The sequence below is a fragment of the Xanthomonas campestris pv. phormiicola genome (genome assembly GCA_025666215.1).
In the GTDB taxonomy this organism is placed as follows: domain Bacteria; phylum Pseudomonadota; class Gammaproteobacteria; order Xanthomonadales; family Xanthomonadaceae; genus Xanthomonas_A; species Xanthomonas_A campestris_A.
Map to the genome: position 1 here is coordinate 1,806,699 of CP102593.1, position 13,029 is coordinate 1,819,727.

At 68.3% G+C, this 13,029-nt stretch carries 14 protein-coding genes; 2 read left to right on the top strand and 12 right to left on the bottom strand.

The window, feature by feature from the left end:
• Positions 1-31: 31 nt before the first annotated feature.
• From NRY95_07395 to NRY95_07430, 8 genes are all read right to left on the bottom strand, one after another.
• Positions 32-2,344, bottom strand: coding sequence for a catecholate siderophore receptor Fiu (locus NRY95_07395; protein ID UYC17768.1), 2,313 nt, complete (start codon positions 2,342-2,344; stop codon positions 32-34).
• 300 nt (positions 2,345-2,644) lie between these two features.
• Positions 2,645-2,977, bottom strand: a complete 333-nt coding sequence (locus NRY95_07400; protein ID UYC17769.1) for a non-heme iron oxygenase ferredoxin subunit — start codon at positions 2,975-2,977, stop codon at positions 2,645-2,647.
• Positions 2,974-3,510, bottom strand: a complete 537-nt coding sequence (locus NRY95_07405) for a GNAT family N-acetyltransferase (protein UYC17770.1) — start codon at positions 3,508-3,510, stop codon at positions 2,974-2,976. Before NRY95_07405 ends, NRY95_07400 begins: the two co-directional genes overlap by 4 nt.
• Positions 3,511-3,662: 152 nt before the next feature.
• Positions 3,663-4,916 (bottom strand): cysteine desulfurase, encoded by a 1,254-nt coding sequence (locus NRY95_07410; protein UYC17771.1) that lies wholly within the window; start codon positions 4,914-4,916, stop codon positions 3,663-3,665.
• Positions 4,913-6,175 carry a Fe-S cluster assembly protein SufD gene (gene sufD, locus NRY95_07415; protein UYC17772.1) on the bottom strand — a complete coding sequence of 421 codons (1,263 nt, stop codon included), beginning with the start codon at positions 6,173-6,175 and terminating at the stop codon, positions 4,913-4,915. Before sufD ends, NRY95_07410 begins: the two co-directional genes overlap by 4 nt.
• A complete protein-coding gene (gene sufC, locus NRY95_07420; GenBank protein UYC17773.1) occupies positions 6,175-6,939 on the bottom strand; it encodes a Fe-S cluster assembly ATPase SufC in 765 nt (254 codons plus the stop codon). Before sufC ends, sufD begins: the two co-directional genes overlap by 1 nt.
• A 116-nt stretch (positions 6,940-7,055) precedes the next feature.
• Positions 7,056-8,498, bottom strand: coding sequence for a Fe-S cluster assembly protein SufB (sufB, locus tag NRY95_07425; protein UYC17774.1), 1,443 nt, complete (start codon positions 8,496-8,498; stop codon positions 7,056-7,058).
• 16 nt (positions 8,499-8,514) lie between these two features.
• Positions 8,515-8,973, bottom strand: coding sequence for an SUF system Fe-S cluster assembly regulator (locus tag NRY95_07430; GenBank protein UYC17775.1), 459 nt, complete (start codon positions 8,971-8,973; stop codon positions 8,515-8,517).
• Positions 8,974-9,143: 170 nt separating this feature from the next.
• Between NRY95_07430 and NRY95_07435 the strand changes: the two genes are divergently transcribed.
• Positions 9,144-9,611, top strand: a complete 468-nt coding sequence (locus NRY95_07435; protein UYC17776.1) for an SET domain-containing protein-lysine N-methyltransferase — start codon at positions 9,144-9,146, stop codon at positions 9,609-9,611.
• Positions 9,612-9,702: 91 nt separating this feature from the next.
• Positions 9,703-10,248 carry a type 1 glutamine amidotransferase gene (locus NRY95_07440; GenBank protein ID UYC17777.1) on the top strand — a complete coding sequence of 182 codons (546 nt, stop codon included), beginning with the start codon at positions 9,703-9,705 and terminating at the stop codon, positions 10,246-10,248.
• A gap of 225 nt (positions 10,249-10,473) precedes the next feature.
• Here NRY95_07440 and NRY95_07445 read toward each other — a convergent pair whose 3' ends face one another.
• The 4 genes from NRY95_07445 to NRY95_07460 all read right to left on the bottom strand — a co-directional run bounded on the left by NRY95_07445 (position 10,474) and on the right by NRY95_07460 (position 13,007).
• Positions 10,474-11,070 (bottom strand): DUF1439 domain-containing protein, encoded by a 597-nt coding sequence (locus NRY95_07445; GenBank protein UYC17778.1) that lies wholly within the window; start codon positions 11,068-11,070, stop codon positions 10,474-10,476.
• A 117-nt stretch (positions 11,071-11,187) separates the two neighbouring features.
• Positions 11,188-11,487 (bottom strand): DUF3861 domain-containing protein, encoded by a 300-nt coding sequence (locus tag NRY95_07450; protein UYC17779.1) that lies wholly within the window; start codon positions 11,485-11,487, stop codon positions 11,188-11,190.
• A gap of 253 nt (positions 11,488-11,740) precedes the next feature.
• Positions 11,741-12,304 carry a M23 family metallopeptidase gene (locus NRY95_07455; GenBank protein ID UYC17780.1) on the bottom strand — a complete coding sequence of 188 codons (564 nt, stop codon included), beginning with the start codon at positions 12,302-12,304 and terminating at the stop codon, positions 11,741-11,743.
• Positions 12,305-12,308: 4 nt separating this feature from the next.
• Positions 12,309-13,007 (bottom strand): tellurite resistance TerB family protein, encoded by a 699-nt coding sequence (locus tag NRY95_07460; GenBank protein UYC17781.1) that lies wholly within the window; start codon positions 13,005-13,007, stop codon positions 12,309-12,311.
• Positions 13,008-13,029 lie beyond the last annotated feature (22 nt).

Here is a 13,029-nt window from a genome sequence, read left to right on the forward strand (position 1 = left end):
GGCCGCTGCGCATGGATGGGCGAAGCCGCGGTCAGAACTTGATTTCGGCGCTCAGCATCGCCGAGCGCGGCGCGCCGGGCGTATAGCGGAAGCCACTCTTGTTGATGGCCGCGACGTAGTCCTTGTCGAACACGTTGTACACGTTCAGGCGCAGGTCGAAGTGGTCGTTGATCGGGTAGGTCACGACCGCGTCCCATACGGTATACGACTTCACCAGCGCCGGCGTGCCGACCGCGCCGTCGGTGCCGCGCTTCATCTCGCCGGAGTAGCGGGCGCCGCCGCCGACGGTCAGGCCGAACGGCAGGGTGTAGGTGGTCCATGCGGTGAACGCGCTGTCCGGCGTGTAGGCCAGGTCCATGCTGCCGTCCTGCGACACCTTGGCGCCTTGCTTCACCTGCGCGTCCAGCTTGGTGTAGCCGGTGGAGATCGACCAGTTGTCGCTGAGCTTGCCGACCGCCGACAGTTCCACGCCCTGCACCTGCTTCTCGCCGGTCTGGTAGTACAGCCCGTCGCTGCCCTGCGCGATCTCGTTGCTGACGTCGGTGCGGAACAGCGCCATGGTCACGAACAGGGTGTCGTCCAGGAAGTTCCACTTGGTGCCGACTTCGGTGGTCTTGGCTTTCTGCGGATCGAAGCGGGGGTTGTTGGCGTTGTTGGCCGACGCGCTCAGTTCCAGCGCGCTGCCGCCCGGAGGCTGTTGCGAGATCGCGTAGTTGGCGTACAGGCTGATGTTGTCGGCGGCCTTGTAGACCGCGCCGAGCTTCCAGCTGAACAGCGTATCGGAGATGTCCGCGTCCACGCCGACCGCGGTGGTGCAGGGCACGGCGGTGGAGGTGGCGGTGGTGCAGGTCAGGCTGTTGAAGTCGGTCTTGTAGTGGTCGGCGCGCACGCCGGCGGTGACCAGGAAGCTGTCGCCGAACTTCAGCGTGTCGAAGGCGTAGGCCGAGAACGTGGTGGTGGTGCCCTTGCTGTGGGCGCCGTTGCGCGCGGTGACCAGCGGCGTGGTGTTCCAGTCCGGGTCGTACAGGTTGGCCGGATTGGCGGCCAGCCAGGCGGCGCGGTTGACGATGTTGTGGCCCCAGCTGAGCAGTTCCTCGCGCGCGGCTTCCACGCCGGTGCTGAGGTTGTGCTGCACCGCGCCGGTGGCGAAGTCCACGCGCAGGTTCAGCTGGTCGGTGACGATGGTGTACTGCTGGTCCTTGAACGTGGGCAGGCTGCGCGCCACCGTCCAGGTCGAGGTGTCGGCGGGGTTGGGCGTGCGCAGGTTGGCGGTGTTGGGCATGAACGCGAACAGCAGGTAGTCCTGTTGGTTGCGGCCCCAGCGCGCGGTGTTGGTCAGCTTGACCGTGTCGGAGAAGTCGTGCTCGAAGCGGAACGTCGCCATCTTCGCGGTCACGTCGTCGTGGTCGTAGCGGGTGCCGTAGAAGTTCTCGCTGTCCACGCGCGGTGCGTTGGTCAGCCAGGGACGCGCGGGATCGGGCGAGGTGTAGCCGGGCAGGCCGATGGTCGCCACGCCGCCGTCGGGCACGTTGTCCTGCTTCACGTACAGCAGGTCGAGGTAGTAGCGGGTGTCGCTGCCGAGGCCGAACACCAGCGACGAGGCCAGGCCCCAGCGCTTGTTGTTGACGTGGTCGCGGCCGATCGCATCGCTGTCCTGGCCCATGACGTTGACCCGCAGCGCGCTGCTGGCGCCCAGCGTCTGGTTCCAGTCCGCGGTCACGCGCCGCTGGTTGTCGCTGCCGCCGGACAGCGCGCCGCTGACCGCGTCGGTCAGGGTCGCCTGCTTGGTCACCAGGTTGATCGCGCCGGTCGGCGCGCTGCGGCCGTTGTCGGTGCCGGCCGGGCCCTTCTCGACTTCGATCTGCTCGATGTTGAACACATCGCGCGAGATCGAGCCCAGGTCGCGCACGCCATCGACGAAGATGCTGCTGGAGCTGTCGAAGCCGCGCATGTAGATCGCATCGCCGGTGGTGGTGCTGCCGTTCTCGCCGACGTAGAAGGTGCCCACGCCCGGGCTGTTGCGCAGCGCTTCGGTCAGCGTGGTGGCGCCCTGTTCGTTGAACAGGTCCTTGCTGATCACGTTGATGGTCTGCGGGGTGTCGATCAGCGGCTGGGTGAACTTGGGCGAGTCCGGCGCTTCCACCAGGTAGCGCTTGGCGCGCTGCGCTTCGACGTCGACCTTGCCCAGGGTGGTGGGCTGGTCGACGGCGGCAACATCGGCATCGGCGGCGAGCGCGGGGGAAGACAGCAGGCTCAGGCCGCTCAGCAGCGCGGCGGCGGTGAGGGTCTGTGCGGACACTTGGCGGGAAACGGCGTGCTTGCGGCTCTTGATCGGGGAGGTCATGGAAGGTTCGGCTATGCAGGATGGAGGGGCGGTCCGCCGCGTACGCCGTCGCCGTGTCCGCAAGGACAGGGAACCGCATGCGAAGGGCGCAGGGTGGCCGGATGGACCGGCTGCCGCTGGCCGCTTAACGCGGACATCACATCTATTTCCGCGCAAATGCGAATTATTTGCAATAGCTTTCGTTACATTGCGTTACATGGCAGCCCGTGCCATCGCTTCGCGGAAGACCGGCACGAATGCGTTTTTTGATAATACATGATTGAAAATGAAAGGTTTTTCGCGGGGGCTGCGACAGCGTGTTCAGTCGCGATCGTCGCGGGTCCAGATGCTGCCGTGTTCGGACTTCACCGGGAATTTCGGCACCGGACTATAGGCCGGTGCGCACAGCGGGCGGCCGTCGCGGATGTCGAAACGGGCACCGTGCAGCACGCATTCGATGCTGCCTTCGGCGGCATCGAAGCTGCCGGGGGAGAGCTCGTAGTCCTCGTGGCTGCAGCGGTCTTCCAGCGCGTAGAAGGTGCCGTCGAGGTTGAACACCACGATCGGGGTGGCGGTGACCTCGTCCCACACCGTCGCGGTTTCGCCCGGCGCCAGCGCGCCGTCGGCGCAGACGAAGGTCCAGGTCTCGCTCATGCGGCGCCGCCCAGCGGCTTCTCCAGCAGCTCGAAACGCAGGTCGTCGCGCTTGGGCGTGCCGAAGCGCGCGTCGCCGTAGGGGAAGGGCTTCTTGATCCCGGTGCGGCGGTAGCCGCGGCGCTCGTAGAACGCGATCAGCTCGTCGCGCACGTCGATCACCGCCATCTGCATCACCGGCAGCCGCCATTCCTGCCAGGCGATGCGCTCGGCCTCGGCCAGCACGGTCTTGCCCAGGCCGCCGCCCTGCGCCTGCGGCTGCACCGAGAACATGCCGAAATAGCCGGCGCCATCGTCGTCGGCGACGTGCGCGCAGGCGATCAGGGCGCCGTCGCGCTCGGCCAGCAGCACCAGGCTGCGCGGGCGCAGGATGTCGGCGATCAGGACTTCGCGATCGATGCGGTTGCCGTCGAGCAGGTCGGCCTCGGTGGTCCAGCCGACGCGGCTGCTGTCGCCGCGATAGGCCGAGGTGACCAGAGCGGCGATGGCGTCGATGTCGGCAACGGTGGCGGTGCGGAAGGTGAGGGTGTGCATGGGGAGATTTTATGTCAGGGAACGGGACTCGGGACTCGGGACTCGATTCAAGAGTCTTTGCGACATTGTCGCGCGTACCAAGTGCAAGCCGCTCTCCGGGAGTGTCGCTTTTCGAGTCCCGGGTCCCCAGTCCCGAGTCCCGAGTCCCGAACTCAACCCAACAGCTTCCGCACCTTCAGCAACGCCGCCACGAAGCGCTCGATCTCGGCGTGGGTATTGTAGAACGCCAGCGAGGCGCGGCAGGTGGCGGTGACGCCGTAGAACTGCAGCAGCGGATGCGCGCAGTGCTGGCCGGAGCGGATCGCCACGCCTTCCAGGTCCAGCAGCGTGGCCAGGTCGTGGGCATGCGCGCCTTCGACCAGGAACGACACCACCGCGGCCTTGCCCGGCGCGGTGCCGAAGATGCGCAGCCCCTCGATCTTCTGCAGTTCTTCGCTGAAATGCGCCAGCAGTTCGGCCTCGCGCGCTTGCACGTGCTGCAGGCCCAGCGCGCCCAGGTAGTCCACCGCCGCGCCCAGGCCGACGAAGCCGGCGATGTTCGGGGTGCCGGCTTCGAACTTGTGCGGCGGATCGTTGAACACGGTGCCGTCGAAGCTGACTTCCTTGATCATCTCGCCGCCGCCGATGAACGGCGGCATCGCCTGCAGATGCTCGCGCCGCGCCCACAGTGCGCCGGTGCCGGTGGGGCCGCACATCTTGTGTCCGGTGATGGCGTAGAAGTCGCAGCCGATCGCGGCCACGTCCAGCGCGCGGTGCGGCGCGGCCTGCGAGCCGTCGATGACGCTGACGATGCCGCGCTTGCGCGCCTCGCGGCAGATCTCGCGCACCGGATTGACCGTGCCCAGCACGTTGGACACGTGGGTCAGCGCCAGCAGCTTCACGTCCGGGGTCATCGCCTTGCGCAGCGCGTCCAGGTCCAGCGCGCCGTCGGCGGTGATCTCGGCGACCTTGATGGTGGCGCCGGTGCGCTGCGCGACCAGTTGCCACGGCACGATGTTGGCGTGGTGCTCCATCCGCGACACCAGGATGCTGTCGCCGGCCTTGAGCCGCGGCAGCGCCCACGAGTAGGCCACCAGGTTGATCGCGAAGGTGGTGCCGCTGCACAGCACCAGCTCGTCGGCGCGCACGTTGAGGAAGCGCGCCAGCTTGTTGCGCGCGCCCTCGTAGGCGTCGGTGGCCTCGGTGCCGAGCGCATGCACCGCGCGGCTGACGTTGGCGTTGTAGCGGCGGTAGAACTCGTCCAGCGCCGCGATCACCTGCAGCGGCTTCTGCCCGGTGTTGGCGTTGTCGAAATAGATCAGCGGCTTGCCGTGCACCTGCCGCATCAGCAGCGGGAAGTCGCTGCGGACCTTGTCCCAGTCCGGGGCCTGGTCCGGCGCGGTCTTGTGCGGGGCCACGCTGCTCATGCCACGCCCGCGGCGGCCAGTGCCTGGTCCAGGCGCGCGACCAGGAATTCGCTCAGCGATGCATCCAGCACGCGCAGCGGTTCGCGGCAGAACGCGGCGGTCAGCAACTGCTGCGCGCGCTCGCGCGGCAGCCCGCGCGAGCGCAGGTAGAACAGCGCATTGGCGTCGAGCTGGCCGACGGTGGCGCCGTGCGCGGCCTTGACCTCGTCGGCGTCGATCACCAGCACCGGCTGGGTATCGATCTCGGCGTCGGCGGACAGCAGCAGGTTCTTGTTCGACAGGTTGGCATCGCTGCCGTCGGCGCCCTGGCGGATGTGGATGCCGCCATGGAACACCACCCGGCTGCGCGCCGCGGCCACGCCGCGCCACAGCAGTTCGCAGGCGGTGTCGCGGGCGATGTGCTCGATGCCCAGGCGGGTGTCGATCTGGCGGCGGCCGTTGCCGAGCAGCACGCCGTTGGCGACCAGCCGCGCGTTGTCCCCTTCCAGGCGCACGTTGAGCTCGTGCCGCGACAGCGCGCCGCCCAGCTCCAGGTCGATGCGCCGGTACTGCGCGTCGCGCGCCAGCACCGCATCGGTGCGCAGCAGCGCGGTGACGCCGGACGCGTCCGCCTGCACCCGCGCGTGCGCCAGCTGCGCGCCGGCGGCCAGGTGCACGTGCGCCAGGGTGTTGCTCAGGTGCGCGGCCTCGCCGAGGTGCAGGTGATGCTCGACCAGCGACAGCGCCGCGTCCTGGCGCAGTTCGACCAGATGCCGGTGGTGCCAGGCATGGTCGCCGGCGCCGGCGGTGGACACGAACACCAGGTGCAGCGGCACCGCGACCTGCACGCCGGCATCCACGCGCAGCACGCTGCCTTCGTCGGCCAGCGCGGCATTGAGTTGGGCGAACACTTCGTCGCTGCGCTCGAAGCGGCGGCCGAGGAAGCGCATCGCAGCGTCGCCGCTGCGCAGGATCGTGGACAGGCGCTGCAGTTCGACCCCGGCCGGCAGGCCGGCCAAGTCGGACAGCGCCTCGCTGGCGCGGCCGTTGACGAAGGCCAGCCGCGGCGCAGGAATGCCGTCGACGATGGCCGCATCCACGGCGGGCGCCGCGGCCGGTGCGGGGCTGAAGCTGCGCCGTTCCAGCGCGCGCAGCGAGGTGTACTTCCACGCCTCGCTGCGCGGGCCGGGCAGGCCGTCGCGCAGCGCCTGTTCCAGCGGCGCGCGGCGTGCGCCGTCGCCATGGAAAGCGGCCGCCAGGGAGTCGAGCAGGGCGCTCATCAGGCCGTCGCCTCCGGCGCCACACGGTCCTTCAACCATGCGTAGCCATGTGCTTCCAGTTCCAGCGCCAGTTCCGGGCCGCCGCTCTGCACGATGCGGCCGTCGGCCAGCACGTGCACCACGTCCGGCTTGATGTAGTCGAGCAGGCGCTGGTAGTGGGTGATGACCAGGAACGCGCGCTCGGGCGAACGCAGCGCGTTGACGCCTTCGGCGACGGTCTTCAGCGCGTCGATGTCCAGGCCGCTGTCGGTCTCGTCGAGGATCGCCAGCTTCGGCTCCAGCACCGCCAGCTGGAAGATCTCGTTGCGCTTCTTCTCGCCGCCGGAGAACCCCTCGTTGACGCCGCGGTGCAGTAGCTCGTCCTTCAGGTGCAGCACGGCGAGCTTCTGCCGCACCAGCTTCAGGAACTGCATCGAATCCAGTTCGGCCTGCCCGCGTGCCTTGCGCTGCGCGTTGAGCGCGGCGCGCAGGAAGTAGGTGTTGTTGACCCCGGGGATTTCCACCGGGTACTGGAAGGCCAGGAACACGCCGGCGGCGGCGCGTTCTTCCGGTTCCAGTTCGAGCAGGTCGCGGTCTTCGAAGCGCACGCTGCCCTGGGTCACCTCGTAGCCGTCGCGGCCGGCGAGGATATTGCCCAGCGTGGATTTGCCGGCGCCGTTGGGACCCATGATGGCGTGCACCTGGCCGGGCTGCACCTGCAGCGACAGGCCCTTGAGGATGTCCTTGCCGGCGACGGAAGCGTGGAGGTTTTCGATGTTGAGCATGGGAATTGGGAATCGAGAATGGGGAATAGGGAAAAGCAGGTGTTGCCGCAGCTCGGAAGAATCGGGAAGAGAACCGATTCCCGATTCTCCATTCCCGATTCCCTGCCCGGTGGGCGTCAGCCGACCGAGCCTTCCAGCGACACTTCGAGCAGCTTCTTGGCTTCCACCGCGAACTCCATCGGCAGTTCGCGGAACACCTGCTTGCAGAAGCCGTCGACGATCATCGACACCGCGTTTTCCTGGTCGATGCCGCGGGCGCGGCAGTAGAACAGCTGGTCGTCGCTGATCTTGGAGGTGGTGGCCTCGTGCTCGACCGTGGCGGTGGGGTGCTTGACCTCGATGTACGGGAAGGTGTGCGCGCCGCACTGCTTGCCGATCAGCAGCGAATCGCACTGGGTGTAGTTGCGCGCGCCCTCGGCGCCGCGCTCCACCTTGACCAGGCCGCGGTAGGTGTTCTGGCCGCGGCCGGCGCTGATGCCCTTGCTGACGATCTTGCTCTTGGTGCGCTTGCCGATGTGGATCATCTTGGTGCCGGTATCGGCCTGCTGGCGGTGATGGGTCAGCGCCACCGAGTGGAACTCGCCGACCGAGTCGTCGCCGAGCAGCACGCAGGAGGGATACTTCCAGGTGATCGCCGAACCGGTCTCGACCTGGGTCCAGGTGATCTTGCTGCGCGCGCCGCGGCATTCGCCGCGCTTGGTCACGAAGTTGTAGATGCCGCCGACGCCGTTCTCGTCGCCCGGGTACCAGTTCTGCACGGTCGAATACTTGATCTCCGCGTCTTCCAATACCACCAGCTCGACCACCGCCGCATGCAGCTGGTTCTCGTCGCGCATCGGCGCGGTGCAGCCTTCCAGGTAGGACACGTAGGCCTTGTCCTCGCACACGATCAGGGTGCGCTCGAACTGGCCGGTGTGGCCGGCGTTGATGCGGAAATAGGTGCTCAGTTCCATCGGGCAGCGCACGCCCTTGGGAATGAACACGAAGCTGCCGTCGGAGAACACCGCCGAGTTGAGCGCGGCGAAGTAGTTGTCGCCGACCGGCACCACGCTGCCCAGGTACTGCTTGACGATCTCCGGGTGTTCCTTGATCGCCTCGGACATCGAGCAGAAGATCACGCCCTTCTCGGCCAGTTCCTTGCGGAAGGTGGTGCCGACCGAGACCGAGTCGAACACCGCGTCCACCGCCACGCCGGCCAGCTTGGCGCGCTCGTGCAGCGGCACGCCGAGCTTGTCGTAGGTGTCCAGCAGTTCCTTGGGCACATCGTCCAGCGAGGCGTACTTGGGGCCCTTGGGCGCGGAGTAATAGCTCAGCGCCTGGAAATCGATCGGCGCGATGTTGAGCTTGGCCCAGTGCGGCATCGGCATCTTCAGCCAGTGCCGGTAGGCGGCCAGGCGCCATTCGGTCATCCACTCCGGCTCGTCCTTCTTCACGGACAGGGCGCGCACGACGTCTTCGTTCAAGCCGGGCAGGAACGCATCGGATTCGATGTCGGTGATGAAGCCGGCGTCGTAGCGACGTCCCAGCCGTTCCAGGATTTCAGCATTTTCGGTGGCCATGGGGGCTGCCTACAGGTCAGGTGGTCGCGAACCGCACGGCGATCGGTCGCCGCTTGGTTTCGCCGGAAGAGGGGAGCGGGTGCAGCATCTGCGCCAGGGTCACGCCGCGCAGCGCGTCGGCGACCACGTCGTTGATCAGCCGCCAGTTGGAGCGCACGCCGCATTTCTGCGCGATGCCGCACTGGCTGTGGTCCTGGCTGCATTCGGTGATCGCCAGCGGGCCTTCCATCGCCTCGACGATCTGGATCAGGGTGATGGCGTCGGCCGGGCGCGCCAGCCGGTAGCCGCCGTGCACGCCGCGCAGGCCTTCGACCAGCCCGGCCTGGGCCAGCGGCTTGAGCAGCTTGCTGACGGTGGGCGGCTCCAGCCCGGACTGCTCGGCCAGTTCGGTCGCGCTCAGCACCTCGCCGGGACGCGCGGCAAGCACGGTCAGCACGACGGTGGCGTAATCGGTCAACTTGGTGACGCGGAGCATGGACGAACGGCCGGATTTCAATGCGGACCGAAATTGTACGCTTTCATGGCGCCGGCGTCCAAGCCGCGCGTTCATGTTTTTGTCTATCGCTGCGATCGGTACCGCCGCCGGGGCTTGGGATCGTCGCCGATGTGCGCCAGAATCAGCGCTTTCCCGTTCCGGACCGCCGCATGCCCCGCAAGATCGCCGCCCGCAAGTCCCGTATCCATGGCAATGGCGTGTTCGCCGTGCTGCCGCTCAAGAAAGGCGAGCGGGTCATCGAGTACAAGGGGCGCCGCCGCACCCATGCCGAAGTGGACCGCGACGAGGCCGGCGATGTCGAGACCGGGCACACCTTCCTGTTCACGCTCAGCGACGACTACGTGATCGACGCCAACTACGAGGGCAACGACGCGCGCTGGATCAACCACAGCTGCGCGCCGAACTGCGAGGCGGTGATCCTCGAGGCCGAGGGCGACGACCGGCGCCAGGACAAGGTGGTGATCGAGGCGCTGCGTGCGATCAAGCCGGGCGAAGAGCTGACCTACAACTACGGCATCACCCTGGGCGAACGGCATACGCCGCGGCTGAAGAAGATCTGGGAATGCCGCTGCGGATCCAAGAACTGCACCGGGACCATGCTGCAGCCCAAGCGCTGAGTGCGCACCTGCACGTGGCCTAGACGCGCGGCTCACGACGCTGCAACCGCGGCGCTCCTACGGTGACGCTCCCCCTGTAGAGGAGTTTCCCATGAGCACAGCATCTTCCCTGTCCGGCAAGCGCGTCGCGGTCCTGGCCACCGACGGGTTCGAGCAGTCCGAATTGCAGGAACCCAGGCGCCTGCTGGAATCGTGGGGCGCGCAGGTCGATGTGATCGCGCCCGGCGACGGCTCCAGCATCCGCGGCTGGAACAAGAAGGACTGGGGCGACAGCGTGCCGGTCGACAAGCGCCTGGACCAGGCCAATGCCGGCGACTACGACGCGCTGGTGCTGCCGGGCGGAGTGATCAATCCGGACAACCTGCGCACCGAAGCCTCCGCGATCCGCTTCATCCAGTCCTTCGCCGGCGCCGGCAAGCCGGTCGCGGCGATCTGCCACGGCCCCTGGCTGCTGGCCGAAAGCGGTCTGGTGCGCGACAGGCAGGTGACCTCGTGGCCGTCGGTGAAGACCGACCTGAGCAATGCCGGCGGGCGCTGGCAGGATGCGGAAGTGGTGGTGGACGGCAACCTGATCACCAGCCGCAAGCCGGACGATATTCCCGCGTTCGCCGCAGCGGTGGCCAAGGCGCTGGGCTGAGCCGGCGACACAGTCTGCGCAACGATAGGCGGCGGCCTGCGTGCGGGCCGCCGCTTTTCTGCAGGAGGGGCTTCAGCCCCTATCGGGGAATGAGGCAGCCGGATCGATCGAGTCGAGATAAAGCGTCGCGGCCGCCACCGCGCCTGCAGGGAATGCGCTGGTTTTTTCTTCTTCGCGCCGATTCGAGGAGCACTGCGTCATTGCATCGACGGCAGCGGCGCCGCCTCACTGTCCCGACAGCGCACCGGCCGGCACCAGCTTGCCGATGTCCTGGTTGAAGTGCACCACCAGCTTGCCGTTCTCCACCGCCGCCGATTCGATCTGCACATTGCCCATCACCGCGCCCAGCGCCGGATCCAGCTTGTAGATCGGTTCCTTGCGCGCGTAGTCGCCCAGCCAGACGTTGAGCAACTCGCGGGTGTTGGCGTCGAGCTTGCCGCCGTTGGCGGCCGGGCGGAAATCGTCGATGGTCGGCGATTGCAGGTGGAAGCCCTGGGTCTGCTGTTCGTAGCGCAGCCCGCTGGTCAGCAGCACCGTGCCCAGCGGGGTGGGCGCGCCGCCGCCGGTGGCCATGCTCAGGTCGAACTGCATCTTCAGCCGGTCGCCCGGCGGCAGCGACAGCTTGGGATCGCGGATGGTCATCCTGACCAGCCCGCCGAGCGCCTTGTGCGTCTGCGGGAAGCTGCCGTCCAGATACTGCTGCACATCGGCGGCGCCGACGCTGACCTGCTTGCCCTGGATCATCGGCGCGGCCTGCAGCTGGGACGCAGCGGCGAGGGTCAGCAGCGCGGCAGCGCGCAAGGTCGGCAGGCGGAGCTTCATGGGATGTGGTGCCTTGACGGAATCAGGAGTTCAACATAACCGCAGCCGGTGAATGCGCGATTAGCGGAAGCGGGGGCGGAGCGGTTCGACCGCTGGCGACGCACGGGCCGGACCGTCTCACGCGGCGGTCGGTGCCAGCCGCGCCAGGATCGCATCCAGCGCCGGGCGCAGCGGCGCCAGCAACGCCTGCGCCTCGCCGTCGCTGCGCTCGCTGAGTCCGCGCAGCAGTTGCGTGCCGATGGTCAGCGCGGCACGCTCGTCGCCGTGCAGGCCGGGATGGCGCTGCGCCGCTTCGAGCAGGCGCATCCAGTCCTGCCGGCAGCGCGCCTCGAATTCGATGGTGCAGCGGCCTTGGCATTGCAGCCCGTCGGCCTCGATCGGCGTGACGGTGATGCGGTAGCGTTGGGAAGCGGTCATGGACGTGCGCACGGCGGGTGGGTCGATCCAAGATAGGCGCCGTGCGCCGCGATCACGAGAGGGCTGGCCGCGACGCTCTGTTCTAGCGCGCGTCCTCAGGCCGCGCCCGGGTCGCGCCGCAAGCGCAGTCCTGTGGGTTGGGCCTGGTGCTGCCAGCCAGCGCCACCGGGCCTGGATCCGACCATCGGTGAGACGCAGCGTCATGCCCCTCCAGGCCTGGCAAGCCCACGCGGCCGCGATGGCACGCCGCCGTTCAGCGCGCCGCGCGCAGCAGCGGCAGTGGATCGTAGGCGCCGCCCTGGGCATAGACGCCGTAATGCAGGTGCGGTGGCGTGCCGCGCGCGTTGCCGCTGTCGCCGACCGTGCCGAGCGGATCGCCGGCCTCGACCAGGTCGCCGACCTGCAGGCCCGGCGCCCACTCCTGCAGATGCGCGTAGTAATGGCGTTGCCTGGCCGGACCCATGACCCACACCTGGCGGCCACCGAGGCCGCGCTCGGCGACGGCGACCACGATGCCGCGCGTGGCAGACAGCACCGGCGTGCCGCGCTTGGCGAAGATGTCCACGCCGGCGTGCTGGCGATCGCGACCGCGCGGCGCGCCGAAGGTGGCCGCGACGCGGTGCGGGTCCACGCCTTGCACCGGCATGCGCAGCGCGGTCGGCGGCGGCTGTCGCGCCAGTTGCCAGCCGACCCGCGCGCGCAGCGCCCACGGTTGTTGCCAGGCCCAGGCCAGCGCGAGCGCCGTGCAGGCCAGTGCCGCCAAGCGCAGCAGCCAGCGGCGCAGCGTCCGCGCAGGCGAGGCCGCCGCCGCCGGCATTGCCTCAGCCCGTCTGCGTGCCGGCCTGCTTCTGCAACTGCTGCTTCAGCGCCTCGTCGATGCCGAGCTGGCGCGCCAGCTCGTCCAGGTAGCTGCGTTCCATGAAGCTCTGCTCGTCGGCGGCGAGCAGGCTGGCCAGATACATCTCCGAGGCGATTTCCGGCGTCGTCGCGGCCTTCGCCACGTCGGCCGGATCCAGCGGCTTCTCCAGCTCCGCATGCAGCCAGCGCTGCACTTCCTCGTCGCCATGCAGGCGGGTGAACTCGCCTTCGATCAGTTCGCGTTCGCGGGTGTCGAGATGGCCGTCGGCCTTGGCCGCGGCGACCAGCGCGCGCAGGATCGCCTGGCTGTGCTGTTCCACTTCCAGCGGCGGCAATCGGTCCAGGGTCCGCGGTTCCTCCGGCGCGGCGGCACCGAGTTGCTGGCGCTTGTAGTCGCCGTAGGCGCGGTAGGCCATCACCCCGAGCGCGGCCAGGCCGCCATAGGTCGCCAGCTTGCGCGTGGTGCGGTTCTTGCCCAGCAGCAGGCCGAGCGCGCCGCCGCTCAGGGCGCCCTTGCCGAAGTCGGCGTTGAGCATGCCGCCGAGGCCGCCACTCCTGGCGGGCGATCCGGTGGAGGCGGACGTGCCGGTCTTGGCCATGGCCTGGCCGGCGGCGCCCTGCGCCGATTGCAGCAGTTGGTCGAGAAAGCCCTGTAGCTTCATGCACGCGTTCCTTTCGAGTTGA